The following is an 18,140-nucleotide window of genomic DNA, read 5'->3' as shown; positions in this document are numbered from 1 at the left end:
AACTCCGTCAGGTGTCGCGGCCGCACCTGACAAAGCCGTCCGTGATCGGTTAACTCACACCTGACTGAAAAGCGGCACGGGCTTTCCCGGGACGGCCGTTGCGAACAGAATCCGGACCATGCATGCCGCCTATATCGAACAGTTGGGTCCCGCGGAGCTCATCCGCTTCGGTGAGCTGCCCGCTCCGCAGCCGGGGCCGTCCGACGTGCTCGTCGAGGTCGACGTCGTCTCCGTCAACCACGTCGACACCTTCGTCCGCTCGGGTGCCTGGCGCACCCCGCTCGACTTCCCCTTCGTGATCGGCCGGGACCTCGTGGGGACCGTGCGCTCCGCCGGTCCCGCGGTCGCCCACCGCTTCGCGCCGGGGGACCGGGTCTGGTGCAACAGCCTCGGGCACGACGGCCGCCAGGGCGCCGCCGCCGAGCTGGCCGTCGTCCCGGCCGAGCGGCTCTACCCGCTGCCCGAGGGGGTGGACCCGGTGGACGCGGTCGCCCTCGCGCACCCGGCCGTGACGGCCTACCTCGCCCTCTTCGACCAGGGCCAGGTCGCCGCCGGCGACACCGTCCTGGTGCTCGGGGCCGCGGGCAACGTGGGCAGTGCGCTGGTCACGATGGCCGCGCACGCCGGAGCCCGGGTCATCGCGACGTCCTCGCCGCGCGACTTCGACTACGTACGGGAGCTCGGCGCGGCCGAGGTCATCGACTACAACGACTCCGACGTGCCGGGCCGGATCCGCGAGCTCGCCCCGGGCGGGGTGGACATCCACGTCGACACCTCGGCCCGCAACGACCTCGAGACCGCGGTGGACCTGCTCGCGAGCCGCGGCCGGATCGTGCTGCTCTCGGGCATGCGCACCCGTCCCGTGCTGCCCGTGGGCCCGCTCTACCTCAAGGACTGTTCGGTCCGCGGTTTCGCGATCTCGCACGCCACCGCCGGCCGGCTGGCCGCGGCGGCGGCCCACGTCAACAGGCTGACGGCGGCCGGGCTGCTGCGGCCGCGCGGCACGGAGGTGCTGCCGCTGTCGGAAGCGGCCGAAGCGCACCGCCTGCTGGACGAGGGCAAGGTGACGGGAAAGCTGGTGCTGCGCGCCCGTTCCTGACGGATAAAGCTGCGGAAAACACTGTCGGCGGCGCCGCGGAACCATTGTCGCGGCGCCGTTCCGGCATGCCTTCATTTTCCTTGTGCGATACACGGGTAAAAGACCTGATGGACCCGCGATAAGAGCCTTGAGTGGTGAATGTCCGAGCAGCAGTATTTCGGCCATGACGAACTCCATCATCGACTCGACCCCGCTTTTCGAGGTCCGCGCGGACATTCCCGTCGCGGCCACCGCGCAGGAGATCTACGACGTCGTCAGCGACCTGACCCGGAGCGCCGAGTGGAGCCCGGAATGCCAGGGTGGCGAGTGGATTTCCGGTGAACCCTCCAGCGTCGGTGCGATTTTCCGCGGCGAGAACCTGCGCGCCGAGGACGTCGTCGGCTGGGCCCCGCTGGTCCGCGGCACCTGGTACACCGAGGCCCGCATCACGGCGGCCGAGCCCGGCCGCACCTTCCGCTGGGTGATGTTGACCCACGCCCAGGAGGACCAGGAGTCCATCTGGGGCTTCGACATCGAGCCGGCCCAGGAGGGCTCGGTCCTCGTCCACCACTTCCGCATGGGCAAGGCGACGGCCGGCATCCACAAGATCGTCGCCGACCTCGACGAGGTCCAGCGCAAGCAGTTCATCACCGACTGGACCGAGAAGCTCGAAGGGGACCTCGACGCCACCCTCGCCCGCATCCGCGACGTCGTCGAAGGCCGCTGAGCCTGCGTTGTCGCACCCGGACGCCGGCACCGGCCTCCCTCCCGGTGCCGGCCCACTCCCCGTACGCCATCGAAGACACTCTTGAGAGAACGAGGCCATGCTTCTCCAGCGCATAGGAAACAAGGGCATCCGGCTGGGTACGCTCTTCGACCGAGCGGCCGCCCGCACCCCCGCGGGCCTCGTGGTCATGGACCACGACCTGGACATCGCCCCGCAGCTCGGGCGCCGCCCCACCTTCACCGAACTCGCGGATCTGATCGACGACTTCGCCTCCCGCCTGTGGTCGGTCGGCGTACGGCCCAACCACCACGTCGTCGTGCACAAGTCCGACGGCTTCGACATCTCGCTGCTGGCCTGCGCGATCGCCCGCATCGGCGCGATCCCGGCCCTGCTGTCCCCGAAGCTGGACGGCGAGACGGTCGCGACGCTCGTCCGCCGCATCGACCACCCCTTCCTGATCACCGACCAGGAAAAGCTCGACAACAACCTGCCGGCCGAGATCTTCGACATCACGGCCGAGGTGCTGCTGACCAAGGGTTCCTTCGGCAAGGCCGTCGAACTGGCCTCGCTCGCCGGTGTCACCCGCGTCCCGGCCATCCCGATGCCGCCGGATCACCCCACCCTGATCACGCACACCTCTGGCACCACCGGCACCCCGAAGCTCGCCGTCCACACCGGTCACACCTTCGAGGCCCGCTACCGCCCGCAGGCGACCGTCTTCTCGGCCGTCCCCAAGCGTGAACCGGTCGCGGTCCACGTGTCGTTCGTCCACTCGCGGATGTTCACGGCCATGCCGATCTCGATCCTCCAGGGCCACACCCTCATCGTGCTCAAGGAGGACGACCCGGAGACCGTCGGCGACATCTTCGCCCAGGTCCCGCCCGGGTTCATCGAGGCCCACCCCAACACGTTCCTGCGCTGGGAGGCGCTGGCCGAGGACCCCCGCGGCCCGCTCGCCAACGTCAAGTACTTCAGCTCGACCTTCGACGCGATCCACCCGCGCACGGTCAGCATCCTGCTCAAGGCGAGCAAGCGGAAGAACGCGCTCTTCGCCCAGGCCTACGGCCAGAGCGAGGTCGGCCCGATCGCGGCCCGCACCTACACCCGCAAGGGCGGCGCCGACTTCGACGGCCGCTGCGTGGGATCCCCGTTCCCCGGCATGACCGGTGTCCGCGTCGTCAGCCGCGACGGCAACCCCGTCACCAAGACGAACCCCGGTTTCATCGAGATCAAGTCCGACGGCCGGATCATCACCTACCTCTCCGAGCACGAGCGCTGGGAGAAGCAGGTCCACGACGGCTGGTGGCGCATGGGCGACCTCGGCTACCGCACCAAGTGGGGCTGCCTGCACCTGCTCGACCGGGAGGTCGACGAGATCCCGGGCATCGGCTCGACCCTGGAGATCGAGGACAAGCTCTTCACGCGGCTGCACGAGCTCATCGAGGTCATCATCATCCCCGGCGCGGACGGCGTCCCGGTCCCCGTCGTCTGCACGCGCGACGACAAGCCGCTCGACCTGATCGCGTGGAAGTCCGCGGTCATCGGCCTGCCGAAGCTCGCCGCCCCGGTCCAGTGGCGCCTCGAGGACGTCCCGCAGACCGCCACCACCAAGATCAAGCGCCTCGAACTCGCCCGCCTGGTCGCAGGCGGGGCGGAAACCGAGGCCGACACGGACACCGAAACCGAAGCCCGAGCCGGAACCGAGGTCAAAGCCGACGCCGCCTGAGCGCCCGGTGAGGCCCGCCGCGCCACCGCGCCCGGCCCACCCCCGCACAGGCCCGGCCCCCACGCTGCATCCCTACCGCATCGGAGATATCGCATGAGCAGCTCGTCCGTTGAGATAGCCGTCGTCGGCGCAGGCCCCCGCGGGCTGTCCGTCGTCGAGCGCCTGGTCGCCAACGAGCGGGAGAACCCCGTTCACGACTCGGTCGCCATCCACGTCGTGGACCCGGCCGCGCCCGGCGCCGGCCAGGTCTGGCGCTCCGGCCAGTCCCGCCACCTGCTGATGAACACCGTCGCTTGCCAGATCACCGTCTACACCGACGACAGCTGCAAGATCGACGGTCCGATCGAGCCCGGTCCGACCCTGTTCGAGTGGGCCAAGTCCCTCTCCGTGCTGGGCCAGTTCGGCGACTACGACGAGGGCACCCTCGCCGAGGCCGCGGCCATGGGCCCGGACACCTACCCCACCCGTGCCTTCTACGGGAACTACCTCAGCGAGTGCTTCCAGCGCGTCATCGTCGGCGCCCCCAAGCACGTCACGGTCCACGTCCACCGCTCGCGCGCCGTGGCCATCGCCGACACCCTCGGCATCTCGGGCGGCCCGCAGGGCGTCCGGCTCCAGGACGGCACCCGCCTCAACGACCTCGACGCCATCATCCTGGCCCAGGGTCACGTCCCGGCCCGCCTCACCCCGCGCGAGGCGCGCACCGCGTCCCTGGCGCGCATCCACTACCTGACCTACCTGACGCCGGGCAACCCCGCCGACAAGGACCTCGCGGCGATCAAGCCCGGCCAGACGGTGCTCGTCCGCGGCCTCGGGCTGAACTTCTTCGACTACATGGCGCTGTTCAGCCACGGCCGCGGCGGTTCCTTCGTCCGCGACGAGGACGGCAAGCTCACCTACCAGCCGTCCGGGCAGGAGCCCCGGCTCTACGCCTTCTCCCGGCGGGGCATCCCGTACCACGCCCGCGGCGACAACGAGAAGGGCGCGTACGGCCGCTACTTCCCCAAGCTGCTGACCCCGGACTACGTGCGCGCCCTGCGCGAGCGGGCCGCCTCCGGCGGCCGGGTCACCTTCAAGGAAGACCTCTGGCCCTTCATCTCCCTGGAGGTCGAGAGCGTCTACTACGGCGCCCTGCTCGCCGCCAACGGCCGGCCGGAGGAGCGCGAGGCCTTCGCCGAGCGCTACCTGGAGACCGAGGACGCGGAGGGCCGCTCCTGGCTGCTCGCCGAGTACGACATCCCCGAGGAGCAGCACTGGAGCTGGGAGAAGCTCTCCATCCCGTACGGCGACAGGCAGTTCGCCGACCGCGACGACTTCCAGGCCTGGCTGGTGGAGTACCTCGCGGCCGACGTCGCCGCCGCCCGCCAGGGCAACCTCAGCGGCCCGGTCAAGTCCGCCCTGGACGTCCTGCGCGACCTGCGCAACGAGGTCCGGCTCGCCGTCGACCACGGCGGCCTCGACGGGGACTCGCACCGCGACGACCTCGAGGGCTGGTACACCCCGCTCAACGGCTTCCTCTCCATCGGCCCGCCGGCCACCCGCATCGAGGAGATGATCGCCCTCATCGAGGCCGGCGTCCTGACGGTCACCGGCCCCGGCACCCAGGTCCGCATCGACACCGACGCCCAGACGTACGTCGCCGCGTCCACCTCGGTGCCCGGCCCGCAGATCAAGGCGCAGGTGCTCATCGAGTCCCGGCTGCCCGAGCCCGACCTGCGGCGCACCTCCGACCCGCTGCTCCAGCACCTGCTGGACACCGACCAGGCCAAGCCGTACGTCATCTCGGGCGAGCAGGGCGGCTACCAGACCGGCGGCCTCGCGGTCACCGAGCGCCCCTACCGGCTCATCGACGCGCGCGGCACCGCCCACGCGCGCCGCTTCGCCTACGGGGTGCCGACCGAGTCCGTCCACTGGGTGACGGCGGCCGGCATCCGGCCCGGCGTGGACTCGGTGACGCTCGGCGACTCCGACGCCATCGCCCGCGCCGTACTGGCCCTGCCGCCGGTCGCGAGCCTGCCGGCCGGGATCCGCGCGGTCGCCGACCAGACGGCCGACGACACGCTGCCCGGCGTGATCGTATGACCGACGAGGGCCTTCTCGTGGACGCCGGCCTGCTGTCTCCGGTGCGGGCCGGCACCGCGGTCGAGGCGGCCGTCGGCGACCGGGCATGGCTGCAGGCCATGCTCGACGCCGAGGCCGCCCTGGCCCGGGCCCAGGCGAGCCTCGGCACCCTCCCGGGGGAAGCCGCGGCCGTCATCACCGAAGCCGCCCGGGCCGAGCGGTTCGACCTGAGGGCCCTCGCGCTCGCCTCGCGGGAGACCGCGAACCCGGTGGTGGGCCTGGTCCAGGCCCTCACCGCGGTGGTCCGCGGCATCGATCCCGAAGCCGCGGACTTCGTCCACCGGGGTTCCACCAGCCAGGACATCTTCGACACCGGCGCCATGCTGGTGGCGGCCAGGGCCCTGCGCCTGGTCCGGGCGGACCTCGCCCGGACCGCGCAGGCCCTGGCGGGTCTCGCCCGCACCCACCGCGACACCCTCATGCCGGGCCGCACCCTGGCCCTGCACGCCGTCCCCACCACCTTCGGACTCAAGGCCGCGGGCTGGCGGGCCCTCGTCCTCGACGCCGACGCCCGCCTCGCCCGAATCCTCGACGAGGGCCTGCCGGTCTCGCTCGGCGGGGCCGCCGGCACCCTCGCCGGCTACCTCGAGTACGCCGACATCGACCGCCCCGACGTGGCGGCCGACACCGCCCACCCCTACCTCGACCGGCTCGTCGACGCCTTCGCCGCCGAGACCGGACTCGCCCGCCCGGTGCTGCCCTGGCACGCGCTGCGCACCCCGCTCGCCGATCTCGCCGCCGCGCTGGCCTTCACCGCCGGCGCCCTCGGCAAGATCGCGGTCGACGTGCAGGCGCTGACCCGGACCGAGGTGGGCGAGGTCGCCGAACCCACCGCCGCCGGCCGCGGCAGCTCCTCCGCCATGCCGCACAAGCGCAATCCGGTGCTCGCCACCCTGATCCGCGCCGCGGCCCTCCAGGTCCCGGTGATCGCCGCAGGGCTCACCCAGTGCCTGGTCACCGAGGACGAGCGCGCCGCCGGCGTCTGGCACGCCGAATGGCAACTGCTGCGCGAGTGCCTGCGCCTGACCGGCGGCGCCGCCCACACCGCGGTCGAACTCGCCGAGGGGCTGGAGGTCCGGGCCGGCCGGATGCGGGAGAACCTCGACCTCACCGGCGGCCAGGTGGTCTCCGAGCGCATCGCGGCCCGCCTCGCCCCGCGCCTGGGCAAGGCCGCCGCGAAGCAGCTGCTGACCGAGGCCTCGGCCACCGCCGCCGAGAGCGGGCGCCCCCTGGGCACCGTGCTCACCGGGATGTCCGGGGCCGGGCACGGACTCGACGCGCAGTACATCGCGCGGCTGTGCGACCCGGCCGGGTACAGCGGCGCCGCCGGCGCCCTCGTCGACCGCGCACTGGCCGACGTACCGCAGTCACCACCCCGCGGACCAACCGCCTGACAGACAAGGGAGAAACCAGGTCATGAGTGCCGAGAGAACAGCCGCGCGATCAGCCAAGGGGCGCTGGATCGAGGACTGGGACGCCGAGGACGAGCAGTACTGGGAGCGGGGCGGCAAGCGCATCGCGCGCCGCAACCTCTACCTGTCGGTGGTCTCCGAGCACATCGGCTTCTCCATCTGGAGCATGTGGTCGGTCCTGGTGCTGTTCATGACGCCCGGGATCGGCCTCGGCTTCGCCCCCGACGAGAAGTTCCTCCTCGTCGTCACCCCCACGCTCGTCGGCGCCCTCCTGCGCCCCTCGTACAGCTACGCCGTCACCCGCTTCGGCGGCCGCAACTGGACCGTCTTCGCCTCGGCGATCCTGCTGGTGCCGGCCGCGCTCACCGTGTTCTTCATCCAGCGCCCCGGCACCCCGCTGTGGGTGTTCTTGCTGATCAGCGCCCTCGGTGGGGTCGGCGGCGGCAACTTCGCCTCCTCGATGACCAACATCACCGGCTTCTTCCCGCGCCGCCACCAGGGCTGGGCCCTCGGCCTCAACGCGGGCGGCGGCAACCTCGGCGTCGCCGCCGTCCAGCTGCTGGGCCTGCTCGTCATCTCCACCGCGGGCGACGACCACCCGGCGTACATCGCCGCCTTCTACCTGCCGCTCATCGCGCTCGTCTCCCTCGTCTGCGCGTTCAAGATGGACAACATCGCGACCGTGCGGACCGACCCGGGCGCCCAGCGCGAGGCCCTCGCCCAGCGCGACACCTGGCTCATCTCCCTCCTCTACATCGGCACCTTCGGCTCGTTCATCGGCTACGGGTTCGCCTTCGGGCTGGTCCTGCAGACCCAGTTCGGCTCCACCCCGCTCGAAGCGGCCTCGTACACCTTCCTCGGCCCGCTGCTCGGCTCCTTCTCCCGCCCCTTCGGCGGCTGGCTCGCCGACCGCTTCGGCGGCGCCCGCATCACCCTCATCACCTTCGCCGGCATGGGCGTCGGCACCGGGGTGCTGCTCCTCGCCTCCGCACGCGACTCCCTGACGATCTTCATCGCCGGATTCACCGCCCTGTTCGTCCTGAGCGGCATCGGCAACGGCTCCACCTACAAGCTGATCCCCGCGGCCTTCACCCGTCAGGCCGAGGCCCGCATCGTCAGGGGCGGGGACGCCACCCGGGCCTTCGCCACCGCCCGCCGCCTGTCGGGCGCCGCCATCGGCATCTCCGGCGCGATCGGCGCGCTCGGCGGAGTCGCCATCAACCTCGCCTTCCGCGGCGCCTACAGCGGTGGCGCGAGCAACGGCACCCCCGCCTTCCTGTCCTTCCTCGGCTACTACGCCGTCTGCGCCGCCGTCGTCTGGGCGGTGTACGTGCGCCGCGAGCGGGCCGGCTCCCCCGCCGCGCAGCAGCAGCAGCAGCCGCAGCAGCAGACGGCGGCCGCCGCCACCCGCCCGGAGAACGTCCATGTCTGACCGGACACGTCCCGGCGCCGCCCGCGACGGCGACGCCGGGACCGTACGGACCCACTGCCCGTACTGCGCCCTGCAATGCGGCACCCTGCTGAGCCGGGGAGACGCGGCGGGCGGGGCCGAGGTCCGGCCCGACCCGGAGTTCCCCGTCAACAGCGGCGGCCTGTGCCAGAAGGGCTGGACCGCCCCCGCCCTGCTCACCACCCCCGACCGGATCCGGACCCCGATGGTCCGTGACTCCGGCGGGACCCTGCGCCCCACCGACTGGGACACCGCCCTCGACACGGTGGCCGCCGGCCTCACCCGGATCCGCGCCGAGCACGGCCCCGACGCCGTCGGGGTGTTCGGCGGCGGCGGGCTCACCAACGAGAAGGCGTACCTCCTCGGAAAGTTCGCCCGCCTCGCCCTCGGCACCAGCCAGATCGACTACAACGGCCGGTTCTGCATGTCCTCGGCCGCTGCCGCCGGGAACGCCGCCTTCGGCCTGGACCGCGGACTGCCCTTCCCCGTCACCGACCTCGCGGCCGCCGACGTGATCCTGCTCGCCGGCGCCAACCCCGCCGAGACGATGCCCCCGCTGATGCGCCACCTCAGCGCCGCGCAGCTGATCGTCATCGACCCGCGCCGCACCCCCACCGCAGCCCGCGCGGCCCTGCACCTGCAGCCGCGCCCCGGCACCGACCTGGCCCTCGCCCTCGGCCTGATGCACATCCTCGTCGTCGACGGCCACACCGACCGGGCCTACGTGGAGCGGCGCACCACCGGCTTCGAAGCCGCGTGGAAACGCGCCGCCTCCTGGTGGCCCGAGCGCGTCGAGAAGGTCACCGGCGTACCCGTCAGCGACCAGCGCGAGGCCGTGCGGATGCTCGCCGCCGCCGGCCGGGCGTACGTCCTCACCGGCCGCGGCGCCGAACAGCACAGCAAGGGCACCGACACCGTCGCCGCCTTCATCAACATCGCGCTCGCCCTGGGCCTGCCCGGCCGTGAAGGCGGCGGCTACGGCTGCCTCACCGGCCAGGGCAACGGCCAGGGCGGCCGCGAGCACGGCCAGAAGGCCGACCAGCTTCCCGGCTACCGGATGATCACCGACCCGGTGGCCCGGGCCCACGTGGCGGGCGTCTGGGGCGTCGACCCCGAGGTCATCCCGGGCCCCGGCCGCAGCGCGTACGAGCTCCTCAGCGCCCTCGGCACCGACACCGGCCCGCGCGCCCTGCTCGTCTTCGGCGCCAACCCGGTGGTCTCCGCACCGCGCGCCGACCGCGTCGCCGAATGCCTGTCCTCCCTGGACCTGCTCGTCGTCGCCGACTTCGTGCCCTCCGAGACCGCCCGCATGGCCGACGTGGTGCTGCCCGTCACCCAGTGGGCCGAGGAGGAGGGCACCATGACCAACCTCGAAGGCCGCATCCTGCGCCGCCGCCGGCTGCTCGACCCGCCGCCCGGCGCCCGATCCGACCTCGCCGTCCTGCACGACCTCGCCATCCGGCTGGGCGACCGCCCCGAGCGCTACCCGACCGAACCAAGGGCCGTCTTCGAGGAGTTGGGCCGTGCCTCCCGGGGCGGCCCGGCCGACTACTCGGGGATCGGCTACGACCGCCTCGACGCGGGCGAGACCCTGCACTGGCCCTGCCCGCGCACCGCCGACGGCGAGCCCGCCCACCCCGGCACCCCGCGGCTGTTCCTCGACGGGTTCGCCCACGCCGACGGCCGGGCCCGCTTCGCCGAGGTGGAACACCGCCCGCCCGCCGAGGAGGCGCACGCCGAGCACCCGCTGTACGCCACCACCGGCCGGGTCCTGGCCCAGTACCAGTCCGGGGCGCAGACCCGCCGGGTGCCGCAGCTGGCCGCCGCGGCCCCCGAGGCGCACGTCGAGGTGCATCCCGACACGGCCGCCCGGGCCGGCCTGACCGAGGGCGGCCACGCCCGGGTCAGCTCGGCGCGCGGCACCACGCTGGCCCGGGTCCGCCTGGACCCGACCCTGCGCGCCGACACCGTCTTCCTGCCGTTCCACTTCCCGGGCGCCGGGCGGGCCAACCTGCTCACCAACGACGCCCTCGACCCGCGCAGCCGCATGCCCGAGTTCAAGGTGTGCGCGGTCCGCATCGAACCGGCGGAGCTCGAATTCCCCGAGTCGGACGCCGGGAGCGACGACATCGAGGACGGGCGCTTCGACGGCGACGGCTTCGACGGCGACGGCTTCGAGCGCGACGGCTTCGAGCGCGACGGCTTCGAGGGCCACGGCTTCGCCGACGACGACGCCGCCGACGTCGTGCTCGCCTCCGCATCCGGCCGGGGCCCCGGCCCCGCACCCCTCCAGGACGCCCGCCCATGACCACGCACCCCACCGCGCCGCTCCTCGTCATCGGCAACGGCCCGGCCGCCCACCAGATCCTCGACCGGCTACGCCACTTCGGCTGCGAGGACCCCGTCACCGTCCTCGGTGCCGAGGACACCCCCGCCTACCACCGGGCCCTGCTCACCTCCGCCCTCGACGGCAGCCTGCCGGTCGAGGCCATGGAACTGCCCCCGCCGCCCGGCGACACCACGATCCGGACCGGTGTCTGCGCCGTCCGCATCGACCGGCTCCGGCGCCGCGTGCACACCGCCGACGGGGACGTCTTCCCGTACGCCCGGCTGATCCTGGCCACCGGCGCCACCCCGCTCCTGCCCGACCTGCCGGGCCTGCGCACCCCCGACGGGAGCCCGGCCGCCGGGGTCGCCGTCCTGCGCACCCTCGCCGACTGCGCCCGGCTCACCGACCCGGCCGTGGTGGCCGCCCGGACGCCCGTGACCATCCTGGGCGCCGGATCCCTCGGCGTCGAAGCCGCGTTCGCGCTGGCCCTGAAGAACCGTCCCGTCACCCTCGTCCACCCCCGCCCCTGGCCGATGGACCACCTCCTCGACGCGGCCGCGGGGGCCCTCGTGCGCGACCGGCTCACCGCCGCCGGCGTCGAGCTCGTCGCCGGCAGCCCCGCCACCGCGTACACCCCCGCCACCGCGGACGCCCCCGGCACCCTCACCCTCGCCGACGGCAGCGCCGTGCCCGCCGACACCCTGCTGCTGTGCACCGGCGTCCTGCCCGAGACCGGGCTGGCCCGCACCGCCGGGCTCGCCGTGCGCACCGGCATCCTCGTCGACGACTGCATGCGCACCGACGACCCGCTGATCCACGCCCTCGGCGACTGCGCCGAACACCGCGGCAGCCGCGGTGGATCCCTGGCCTCCGGCTGGGCCCAGGCCGAGGCCCTGGCGCGCCACCTCGCCTCCGGCGCCCGCGGCGTCGCCCCCGCCCGCCGCGTCCTGCGCCCCCGGATCGCGGGCCCCGGCCTCGTGGTCCTCGGCATCCCGGGCGCCGCCCCCTGCGACGAGACGATCACCCTCAACGACCCGGCGAACGGCCGCTACGCCCGCCTGGAGCTCACCGGCGAACACATCACCGCCGCGGTCCTCCTCGGCTTCGACCGGGCCATCGCCACCACGACCGAGCTGTACGTCCACGACGCGCCCGTCCCGCGCGACCGGCTCAGCCTGCTCCTGGGCCGCGCCCCCCGCCTGGCCAAGGCCGGCTCCGCCGAGGTCACGGCCGAGACCGTCATCTGCCTGTGCAACAACGTCACCCATCACGACCTCACCCAGGCCTGGCACGCCGGGGCGCACGGGCTCGCCGAGCTCGCGGACGCCACCCGCGCGACCACCGGCTGCGGTGGCTGCGCCCGCCAGGTGGAGTCCATCTGCACCGCCCTGGCCTCCACCAGCGCTGCCGCGAGCGGCAGTTGAACCGGCGCGGAGGCCCTCACCCCGCAAAGGACACCGAGTATGACCACCCGCACCCTCGTCGTCATCGGCCACGGAATGACCGGCCACCGCCTCGTCGAGGAGCTCCGCTCCCGCGACCGGCACGGAACCTGGCGGGTGGTGGTCCTCGGCGAGGACAGACACCCCGCCTACGACCGGGTCAGGCTCTCGTCCGCCCTCGACGACAAGACCCCGGCCGAGCTGAGCCTGGTGAAGCCGGCCCTGTCCGACGACGCCCTGGTGGAGTTCCACACCTCCACCAGGGCCGTCGGCATCGACCGCGGGCGCCGCACCGTCACCCTCGAGGACGGCGCCCCCGCCCCCTACGACGCACTCGTCCTGGCCACCGGGTCGGTGCCCTTCGTCCCGCCCGTCCCCGGCCGCGAACTGCCCGGCGTTTGCGTCTACCGCACCCTCGACGACCTCGAAGCCATCCGTGAGGCCGCCGCCCGCACCACCACCGGCGTGGTGATCGGCGGCGGCCTCCTCGGCCTGGAGGCCGCCAACGGCCTCCGGCTGCTGGGGCTTTCCCCGCACGTCGTGGAGATGGCCCCGCGGCTGATGCCCGTCCAGGTCGACGAGGGCGGAGGCCGCGTCCTGGACCGGCTCGTCACCGGGCTCGGAGTCACCACCCATCTGGGCGTGGCAACCAGCCACATCGAGGCGGGCGAGGACGGCCGCGTGGCCCGCCTGGTCTTCGCGGACGGTACGTCCATCGAGACGGGCCTCGTCGTCTTCTCCGCCGGCGTGCGGCCCCAGGACTCCCTGGCCGGCCCCGCGGACCTGCCGCGCGGCGAGCGGGGCGGCTTCCTCGTCGACGACCACTGCCGCACCCCGGACCCGTACGTCTGGGCCATCGGCGAGTGCGCGGCCGTCGAGGGCCGCTGCTACGGCCTGGTGGCCCCGGGCTACCGCATGGCGGAGGCCGTCGTCTCCCAGCTGCTCGACGAGGGCCCGGCCCGCTTCCCGGGCGCCGACATGTCCACGAAGCTCAAGCTGATGGGCGTGGACGTCGCCTCCTTCGGCGACGCCCACGCGCAGACCCCGGGCGCGCTGGAGTTCGTACGGGAATCCGCGGGCGGGGAGGTGTACGCCAAGCTCGTCCTCGACTCGGCGGGGGACAGCCTGCTCGGCGGGATCCTCGCCGGCGACGCGGCGGCCTACCCGCGGCTGCGCTCCCTGCTGGGCCGTGAACTGCCGGACTCCGCGGAGGCCTTGCTGGCCTCCCTATAGCCTGCGCCCGAGCCCGTACCGCTGGGGGGTGTCCCGATTCCGGGGCACCCCCCAGCGGCCGTTGCGCCCTGCCCGCCTGCCCGCCTGCCCGCCCGCCCGTCCGGACACGGAGCGACGGCGAAAGCCCCCACCCGGCGGGGTGGGGGCTTTCGCCGTGCGCTGCGTGGAGCTGCCGGATCAGACTCCGGCGGTCTGTGACTCGCGCTCGGCGACGGGCGCGGTCTGCGCCTTCTGCTCGGGCTTCTTCAGGCCCAGGGCGATCAGGCCGGTGATCACGATGCCGGCGGCGGCGATGAAGACCGCCTTCTGGATGCCGTCGGTGGTGGCGGCGCGCAGCGCCTCACCCGTCTGGCCCTCCAGGCCGGAGTTGGCGATGGCGACCAGGACGGCGAGGCCGACGGCGCCGCCGATCTGCTGGGTGGTGGAGGCGACACCGGAGGCGATGCCCTGCTCCTCGGGGGCGACGCCGATGGCGGCGGCACCGAACATCAGGGTGTAGCCGGCGCCCTGGCCGAGGCCCATGATGATCAGGCCGGGGACGAGGGCCCAGTACGAGGCGTCGGTGGCCATGGTGATGCCGACGATCGCGGTGCCGATGACACCGATGACCATGGCGCCGACCATGATGGCGCGGATGCCGTGCTTGGTGGCGAGGCCACCGGCCGTCTGGGCGCCGATGGCGATGGCGACCATCGGGACGAGGAAGGCGACGCCGGTCTCCAGCGGGCTGTAGCCGTGGACGCCCTGGAAGTAGACGGTGAGGAAGTACAGCAGGGTGCCGAAGGTGGCCATGTAGAAGAAGGTCACGCCCACCGCGGTGGTGAGGTTGCGGTTCTTGAAGAGCGACAGCGGCAGCAGCGGGTCCGCGGACTTCTTCTCGATGACGAAGAAGGCGATGAGCAGGACCACGCCGATGGCGAGGGCGCCGAGGACCTCGCCGGAGGCCCAGCCGGACTCGGGGCCCTGGACCAGGGCGAAGACGATCGCGGTGATGCCGACCGTGGAGGTCAGGGCGCCCAGCAGGTCGAAGCTGCGGGCGGCGTTGCGGGCGGCGTCCGGCTTGATCAGCGGGAAGGCGAGCAGCGCGGCGATGCCGGCCAGCGGCACGTTGACGTAGAAGACGGACTCCCAGCCGAGGGACTGGGTGAGCACGCCGCCGAGCAGCGAGCCGACGATCATGCCGCTACCGCCGGCGGTGCCCCAGACGGCGAAGGCGCGGTTGCGCTCCTTGCCCTCGGCGAAGCTGGTGGAGACCAGGGTGAGGGTCGCCGGGAAGAGGAAGGCGCCGCCGATGCCCTGGATCGCGCGGGCGGCGATCAGCACCTCGGGGGTGCCGGCGAGGCCGCCGAGCAGGGAGGAGCCGGCGTAGAGGGCGAGGCCCAGGACGAACATGCGGCGCGGGCCGAACAGGTCGCAGGCACGGCCGCCGAGGAGCAGGAACCCGCCGAAGGCGACGGCGTAGGCGCTGACGACCCACTGCAGGTTCTGGGCGGAGAAGCCGAGACCGCTGCCGATGTCGGGCAGGGCCACGTAGACGATGTTGTAGTCGATGGAGATGATCAGCTGGGCGAAGGCGAGCAGCGCCAGGGTGAGGCCGAGGTGCTTGCGCCGGCCTTCCTGGTTCTGGGTGGTTGACATGGTGTACAGCTCCCGGGGTCGGGTCGGGGGTTGGTGGGCCGTGTTCGTGTGCGGTGGAGTCGGTGCGCGCCTTCGCTCAGGAGGCCAGTTCGTGGGTCACCTGGTCGGCCAGCCGGCGGGCCAGCTCGAGGCGCTTGATCTTGGCGGTGGCCGTGCGCGGCAGTTCGCCGAGCTTCATCTGGATGGGGTCGGCCATCGTGGACTGGTCGGCGATGGCGCGCTTCCAGCGGGCCAGGTCCAGGGGGGCGTCGTCCTTGGTGCAGACGACCGGCACGGGCTCCTTCTCGGGGCCCGGCACGATGATGAGCTCGGTGAGCTCGGGCAGCCGGTGCAGGACGGTGTCCTCGACCTCGAGGGTCGAGTGGATCGTCGGGATCTGGTCGACCTCGCGGTCCAGCAGGTGCAGGCAGCCCCACTTGGTGCGGTAGCCGATGTCTCCGCCGCGCCACCACTCGCCGTCGAGCTGCTTCTCGAAGCGCTCGGCCTCGCCGTAGTAGGTCAGGGCCCGGCCCGAGGTCTGTACGTCGATGTAGCCGGGGTTGTCGCGGGTGACGGGCTTGCCGTTGCGGGACACCAGGCGGTACTTGGTGATGCCCGGCGTGGAGTAGCCCTGGCAGCGGCCGTCGGCCTGCATGACGGTCTTGCGGGTGTACGGGCGGCCCACCAGCGGGCCGCACTCGCTCTGGCCGTAGACCTGGAGGAAGACGGGGTTCTTGCGCTCCGAGGCCCGCAGGAACTTGTCCATCGTGCCCGGGTGGATGGCGTCGAAGGTGGAGTTGTAGAAGCGCACCGTCTTGAACGGCTTCCGCGGGTCGTCGAGGATCGACTCGCACTCCAGGAAGGAGTTCGGGTGGGTCTCGAAGACGCCCGGACGGTACTTGACCATCGCGTCCGCGACCTTCGCGGGCTCGGCGTCGTCCAGGAAGACCATCGGCTTGTTGTTCAGCATCATGGAGGCGATGCCCGGGTACATGCGCGAGTGGACGTAGGAGACGTGCATCAGGATCGGCTCGCGCTGGCGCAGCAGGCTGACGGGGATGTTCTGCCAGCGGTAGCGGGCACCGATCGAGCGGGCCGAGTGCACCACGAGCTTGGGGATGCCGGTGGTGCCCGAGGTGTGGGTCATGATGGCGTGCGAGTCGGGGTGCAGCGTCACCGGCGTGCGCTCGGGAGCGCCGGCCAGGTCGGAGAGCGAGATCGCGCCCTCGACCGGCTCGGTCACCGAGATGACCCGCGCGGTGAGTTCGGCGAGCGGCGAGGCGGCCAGCGAGCCCGTGAGCTTCGCGGCGTCCGTCAGCAGCGTCGGCGAAGGCAGCCGCTGCAGAAGCGCGTTGATGGTGTCCCCGTCGAGGTGCGCGGAGAGCATCACCGGGACAGCGCCGATGCGGGACGCGGCGCACGCGAAGAGGGTGATGTCGAAGTTGTTGGTCTTGTGGATGACGACGTGTTCGCTGGGCCGGATACCACTGGCCCACAGGCGGTTTGCCATCTCGGCGATCAGGTCGGCGAATTGGGCGACCGTCAGGACCTGGCCGACCTCGGGGAGGGCGTCCATGGTGCGGTCGAGCGTGATGGTGTTGGCGCCGAACTGGGCGGCAGCCTCCTCGGCCACCAGGCCGAGGTAGAGCGGCGTCTTGTTCTTGGGAATCCGGAGCATGTGTTCAAGTTCTCACCAAGAATGCCCGGGCCCAATGGCGGTTGTTTGACTGTGTCAGCTCGACGGAATCGAGCCATCGAAATGGCGGGAATTCACTGGGGTGTGCGCGAGAAAAGGCCCGTAGCGGATGCTCCCGCTACGGGCCTTTCCGGTGCCGGTGCGTTGCTGTCCCTGCTGTCCTCGCTGGTGGCAGGGGGTGTTACTTGTTGAGGCCCTGCTTGAGCGCCTCGGCGACCTGGAGGGTGCGGACGGTCTGGTAGCCGACCGCCTTGAGGTTGTCCTCGGTCACGTTCTGGGCGAGCAGGCCGGGGACGGCCTGGAGCCCGGACGTGGCGCTCACGCCGTACGGGTTGCCGTTGCTCGGCGCCACCATGATCGGGTCGGTGACACCCGGGGGCACGATGATCGCGCCCCAGTGGTAGAAGACGTTCGACAGCGACAGCACGGTGGACTCCTGGCCGCCGTGCTGGGTGCCCGTGGACGTGAACGAGGACATGGCCTTGTTCTTCAGCCCGCCCCGCGCGTGCAGTTCGAAGGTCTGGTCGATGAAGTGCTTGAGCGGGCCGGCCATGGCGCCGTAGCGGCCCGGGGTGCCCCAGATGACCGCGTCGGCCCAGTCGAGGTCGTCCTGGGTGGCGATCTCGACCTCGCGGCTGCTGCCGCCGACGTGCTCCTGGAACGCCTCGGTCCACTCGGTGAAGTTGGGCGCGATGGTGGCTTCCTGGATCTCGGCGACCCGGCGCAGACGGACCTGGGCGCCGGCCTTCTCCGCGGCCTCGGCCGCGGCAACCGCGAGCTTGTGGATGTTTCCGGTCGCCGAGTAGTAGACGATCGCGACGTTGGTCATCGGCTCTTCAATCTCTCTTGTCTTGTGGGATTCAGGGCTTCGCGCTTTCGCGGTCGGTTCCCGGCGGGTTGTCAATGGCATAACGCCAGGAACCGTCCGCGCCGCGGCGCACCACATCCGTGGCCGTGCCTTCGTGGAGAACGGAAGTTCCGTCCGGCTTGACGCCCTTGATCAGATAGTCACACAGCAGCAGCGCCAAGTCGTCGTATTCGTAGCAGTGGCGCACCGTCAATTTCATCGGAATGCCGAGCGACATGAAGCTGCGGGTCGCATCGCGCCGGCCCTCGCCCGTGACGACCTCACCAGGGGTCAGCACGCGTACCGCCCCGGGCTCGAAGAGGCTGTCGATCGCCTCCATGTCGCGGGCGTTGAAAGCGCGCAGGAACGCATCGGGCAGTTCGGCCGGTGCCGTGACGAGTGTGGTCATGGTGACTCCTGGGAGGGGGGAAGGAGATACCTGGCGGAGGCGGGGGAAGTGGA

General features: G+C 72.3%; 13 protein-coding genes. 9 read left to right on the top strand and 4 right to left on the bottom strand.

Annotation, left to right across the window (positions count from 1 at the left end):
- Positions 1-118: 118 nt before the first annotated feature.
- From K7B10_RS18625 to K7B10_RS18585, 9 genes are all read left to right on the top strand, one after another.
- Complete coding sequence (locus K7B10_RS18625; RefSeq protein WP_229337264.1) at positions 119-1,099, top strand: NADPH:quinone reductase; 981 nt, start codon at positions 119-121, stop codon at positions 1,097-1,099.
- A 163-nt stretch (positions 1,100-1,262) separates the two neighbouring features.
- On the top strand, positions 1,263-1,805 hold the full coding sequence (locus tag K7B10_RS18620; protein WP_030869773.1) for an SRPBCC family protein: 543 nt from the start codon (positions 1,263-1,265) through the stop codon (positions 1,803-1,805).
- 97 nt (positions 1,806-1,902) lie between these two features.
- Positions 1,903-3,531 carry a class I adenylate-forming enzyme family protein gene (locus tag K7B10_RS18615; protein ID WP_229337262.1) on the top strand — a complete coding sequence of 543 codons (1,629 nt, stop codon included), beginning with the start codon at positions 1,903-1,905 and terminating at the stop codon, positions 3,529-3,531.
- A gap of 93 nt (positions 3,532-3,624) precedes the next feature.
- The gene (locus K7B10_RS18610; RefSeq protein ID WP_229337261.1) at positions 3,625-5,613 is read left to right on the top strand and encodes an FAD/NAD(P)-binding protein; all 1,989 of its coding nucleotides are present in this window, start codon (positions 3,625-3,627) and stop codon (positions 5,611-5,613) included.
- Positions 5,610-7,046 (top strand): nitrosuccinate lyase, encoded by a 1,437-nt coding sequence (locus tag K7B10_RS18605; RefSeq protein ID WP_229337260.1) that lies wholly within the window; start codon positions 5,610-5,612, stop codon positions 7,044-7,046. Before K7B10_RS18610 ends, K7B10_RS18605 begins: the two co-directional genes overlap by 4 nt.
- A 22-nt stretch (positions 7,047-7,068) precedes the next feature.
- On the top strand, positions 7,069-8,496 hold the full coding sequence (locus K7B10_RS18600; protein ID WP_229337259.1) for an MFS transporter: 1,428 nt from the start codon (positions 7,069-7,071) through the stop codon (positions 8,494-8,496).
- On the top strand, positions 8,489-10,822 hold the full coding sequence (locus tag K7B10_RS18595; protein WP_229337258.1) for a molybdopterin oxidoreductase family protein: 2,334 nt from the start codon (positions 8,489-8,491) through the stop codon (positions 10,820-10,822). The genes K7B10_RS18600 and K7B10_RS18595 overlap by 8 nt, the downstream gene beginning before the upstream one ends.
- The gene (locus tag K7B10_RS18590) at positions 10,819-12,267 is read left to right on the top strand and encodes an FAD-dependent oxidoreductase (RefSeq protein WP_229337257.1); all 1,449 of its coding nucleotides are present in this window, start codon (positions 10,819-10,821) and stop codon (positions 12,265-12,267) included. Before K7B10_RS18595 ends, K7B10_RS18590 begins: the two co-directional genes overlap by 4 nt.
- 39 nt (positions 12,268-12,306) lie before the next feature.
- Entirely contained in the window at positions 12,307-13,518 is a 1,212-nt protein-coding gene (locus K7B10_RS18585) for an NAD(P)/FAD-dependent oxidoreductase (protein WP_229337255.1), read from the top strand.
- Between the two features lie 177 nt (positions 13,519-13,695).
- On the opposite strand, the gene K7B10_RS18580 is transcribed toward K7B10_RS18585, so the two are convergent.
- From K7B10_RS18580 to K7B10_RS18565, 4 genes are all read right to left on the bottom strand, one after another.
- Positions 13,696-15,156 carry an MFS transporter gene (locus tag K7B10_RS18580; protein ID WP_229337253.1) on the bottom strand — a complete coding sequence of 487 codons (1,461 nt, stop codon included), beginning with the start codon at positions 15,154-15,156 and terminating at the stop codon, positions 13,696-13,698.
- 76 nt (positions 15,157-15,232) lie between these two features.
- Entirely contained in the window at positions 15,233-16,813 is a 1,581-nt protein-coding gene (locus K7B10_RS18575; protein ID WP_229337251.1) for a class I adenylate-forming enzyme family protein, read from the bottom strand.
- Positions 16,814-17,012: 199 nt separating this feature from the next.
- A complete protein-coding gene (locus K7B10_RS18570; RefSeq protein ID WP_229337249.1) occupies positions 17,013-17,660 on the bottom strand; it encodes an NAD(P)H-dependent oxidoreductase in 648 nt (215 codons plus the stop codon).
- 31 nt (positions 17,661-17,691) lie between these two features.
- Positions 17,692-18,087: a YybH family protein gene (locus tag K7B10_RS18565; protein WP_229337247.1), complete on the bottom strand. Its 396-nt coding sequence runs from the start codon at positions 18,085-18,087 to the stop codon at positions 17,692-17,694.
- Positions 18,088-18,140 lie beyond the last annotated feature (53 nt).

It is taken from the genome of Streptomyces flavotricini (assembly GCF_020639365.1).
GTDB classification, from domain to species: Bacteria; Actinomycetota; Actinomycetes; order Streptomycetales; family Streptomycetaceae; genus Streptomyces; species Streptomyces flavotricini.
This window is presented reverse-complemented; position numbering and strand designations above follow the sequence as displayed.

Bases quoted from the DNA above. Each gene is read 5' to 3' on its own strand.
- K7B10_RS18625 (WP_229337264.1), top strand. From the start codon at position 119: ATGCATGCCGCCTATATCGAACAGTTGGGTCCCGCGGAGCTCATCCGC.
- K7B10_RS18620 (WP_030869773.1), top strand. From the start codon at position 1,263: ATGACGAACTCCATCATCGACTCGACCCCGCTTTTCGAGGTCCGCGCG.
- K7B10_RS18615 (WP_229337262.1), top strand. From the start codon at position 1,903: ATGCTTCTCCAGCGCATAGGAAACAAGGGCATCCGGCTGGGTACGCTC.
- K7B10_RS18610 (WP_229337261.1), top strand. From the start codon at position 3,625: ATGAGCAGCTCGTCCGTTGAGATAGCCGTCGTCGGCGCAGGCCCCCGC.
- K7B10_RS18605 (WP_229337260.1), top strand. From the start codon at position 5,610: ATGACCGACGAGGGCCTTCTCGTGGACGCCGGCCTGCTGTCTCCGGTG.
- K7B10_RS18600 (WP_229337259.1), top strand. From the start codon at position 7,069: ATGAGTGCCGAGAGAACAGCCGCGCGATCAGCCAAGGGGCGCTGGATC.
- K7B10_RS18595 (WP_229337258.1), top strand. From the start codon at position 8,489: ATGTCTGACCGGACACGTCCCGGCGCCGCCCGCGACGGCGACGCCGGG.
- K7B10_RS18590 (WP_229337257.1), top strand. From the start codon at position 10,819: ATGACCACGCACCCCACCGCGCCGCTCCTCGTCATCGGCAACGGCCCG.
- K7B10_RS18585 (WP_229337255.1), top strand. From the start codon at position 12,307: ATGACCACCCGCACCCTCGTCGTCATCGGCCACGGAATGACCGGCCAC.
- K7B10_RS18580 (WP_229337253.1), bottom strand. From the start codon at position 15,156: ATGTCAACCACCCAGAACCAGGAAGGCCGGCGCAAGCACCTCGGCCTC.
- K7B10_RS18575 (WP_229337251.1), bottom strand. From the start codon at position 16,813: ATGCTCCGGATTCCCAAGAACAAGACGCCGCTCTACCTCGGCCTGGTG.
- K7B10_RS18570 (WP_229337249.1), bottom strand. From the start codon at position 17,660: ATGACCAACGTCGCGATCGTCTACTACTCGGCGACCGGAAACATCCAC.
- K7B10_RS18565 (WP_229337247.1), bottom strand. From the start codon at position 18,087: ATGACCACACTCGTCACGGCACCGGCCGAACTGCCCGATGCGTTCCTG.